A 1,820-nucleotide genomic window follows, 5' to 3' on the forward strand; every position below is an offset into this window, starting at 1 on the left:
TATTTCGTCACATCATGTTAGCAGGGATTTAATTAAATCTTCTTTCGATCGAATCATCTATTTTGGAAACGATGAATCAGATAGCCAGCTATTAGAATCGCTAAAATACACAAAAATTGATATCCCCCTTCTCCGTACCAAGGGCGTTCATCAAACATACTCATTTCACGCGCTCTACCTATGATGCTACCAAATTGCTCTTTATCTGCCTTGTAGTTCAGTAATGGAATTGTACCTGCAAATAACCAAGCAGTAAGAATAGTGTTCATAACCCACTCAGGGATCATATCCATAAAATCCGCTAAGGAGCCGCTACTATACGAGTAGCGCCGTGCATCGCTAAAGTGATAATAAAGCCCAGCCGCAATACATAATCCACATATGATCACTGATAAAACTAACGCCGTGAAAAAATTTATCCCGTCTGTAATCTGCTCAAACATATCTTCGTCTCCTTCTTGCAAGCCATTGTTAAGCAGGTCTTATTAAAACATTTTTTCCTTGTTAGTTCGCGTACTTGTTCAAATTTCTATTTGATTGATTTCATTTAACGTGACTTCTTTACCACTTCACTCTTTCGGATAAATCCTAACCGTTGTAAGTTATTCCTTTAATCAATCATTACAGTAAAGGAAGGCAAATGAAGGTGAATATCCGTCAGATAGTAGGCAACTGGGATCTTGGGTACGCAATGGATAAGCACATCGTTAAAAGCACTTTCATAGGGCATAACGAATACGGTCATGCGATGTTCGATACTGAGCGAACAGAGGTAGGAGAAGCGGTTTTTCAGCTTAAATACCGTGATATGTGGAGTCAGGTAGAGCCGCTGGCTGATTGCCTTTACCAAAGCGCCGTGCCACTTTTTCAAAACATTCAACTAATCATCCCTATGGCAGCTTCAAATCCAAGAGTCAGACAGCCCGTTACGGCTATAGCAGAGACTTTAGCCGCGAAGATGGGCGGGGGAATGCACTGTTTTGACGGACTGATTACGAAAGCACCTGGCGGTCAGTCTCTTAAGAACCTGAACACTAAGGCCGAAAAGCAGGCGGCAGTTGCTAATGCTTTCTCATTTCAACCTCTGATCAACGTTCAGGGTTCTTACAATGCCCTTATCATTGATGACCTTTACCATACCGGTGCTTCAATGGAAGCTGCGTGCGCGGCACTACGGGGTTATAATAAAATAAATAAAATCTATGTCGCCGCGCTTACCTGGAGATAACCATGACGACTGTTTTCGTAGCTGGCTCGATAACCATTAAGAAGCTTCACCCGCTTATCGTTGAGCGGTTAAAGAAGATTGTGGATCAGAAATTCAGCGTAGTAGTCGGAGATGCAAACGGCGTGGACTCATCCGTACAGCAGGAACTGCTTTACATGGGATGCATTAAGACCACTGTGTTTAGCAGCTCGCCTAAGCCACGTAACAATTTGGGTTCTTGGCCTGTTAACGTTGTAAAGACGGATCATGCTCGCGGAACCCGCGCATTCTTCACGGCAAAAGATATTCAAATGGCTGAGAAGGCTGACTGCGGCCTTATGGTTTGGGATGCGAAAAGTACGGGTACACTGAGTAATGTCATTGAGTTGCTTTCGCGTAAGAAAAACTCTGTAGTTTTCGTTAATAAAGCGAAAGAGTTTATTGTTATTAAATCTCCAGATGACCTTGATAAACTTATTAGCTGTATGTCTGCTATAGATCGAGCTAAAGCAGAAGAAAAAATTAAGCTAAGTGAAAAATTAAACAATCTAAAAAATCTTCAGATAAATATGTTTGCCTGATAAATCCATAGGAATTGTTATGATTGAGATTA

At 41.5% G+C, this 1,820-nt stretch carries 3 protein-coding genes; 2 read left to right on the plus strand and 1 reads right to left on the minus strand.

The window, feature by feature from the left end:
- Nucleotides 1-53: 53 nt before the first annotated feature.
- Nucleotides 54-443, minus strand: a complete 390-nt coding sequence (locus tag HP459_RS22710) for a hypothetical protein (RefSeq protein WP_171936898.1) — start codon at nucleotides 441-443, stop codon at nucleotides 54-56.
- 197 nt (nucleotides 444-640) lie between these two features.
- Between HP459_RS22710 and HP459_RS22715 the strand changes: the two genes are divergently transcribed.
- On the plus strand, nucleotides 641-1,228 hold the full coding sequence (locus HP459_RS22715) for a ComF family protein (protein ID WP_171936899.1): 588 nt from the start codon (nucleotides 641-643) through the stop codon (nucleotides 1,226-1,228).
- Nucleotides 1,229-1,230: 2 nt separating this feature from the next.
- Complete coding sequence (locus HP459_RS22720) at nucleotides 1,231-1,788, plus strand: hypothetical protein (RefSeq protein WP_171936900.1); 558 nt, start codon at nucleotides 1,231-1,233, stop codon at nucleotides 1,786-1,788.
- The last annotated feature ends 32 nt before the right edge of the window (nucleotides 1,789-1,820 follow it).

This window comes from Enterobacter sp. CM29 (assembly GCF_013179605.1).
Taxonomy (GTDB): domain Bacteria; phylum Pseudomonadota; class Gammaproteobacteria; order Enterobacterales; family Enterobacteriaceae; genus Enterobacter; species Enterobacter intestinihominis.

Bases quoted from the DNA above. Each gene is read 5' to 3' on its own strand.
- HP459_RS22710 (WP_171936898.1), bottom strand. From the start codon at position 443: ATGTTTGAGCAGATTACAGACGGGATAAATTTTTTCACGGCGTTAGTT.
- HP459_RS22715 (WP_171936899.1), top strand. From the start codon at position 641: ATGAAGGTGAATATCCGTCAGATAGTAGGCAACTGGGATCTTGGGTAC.
- HP459_RS22720 (WP_171936900.1), top strand. From the start codon at position 1,231: ATGACGACTGTTTTCGTAGCTGGCTCGATAACCATTAAGAAGCTTCAC.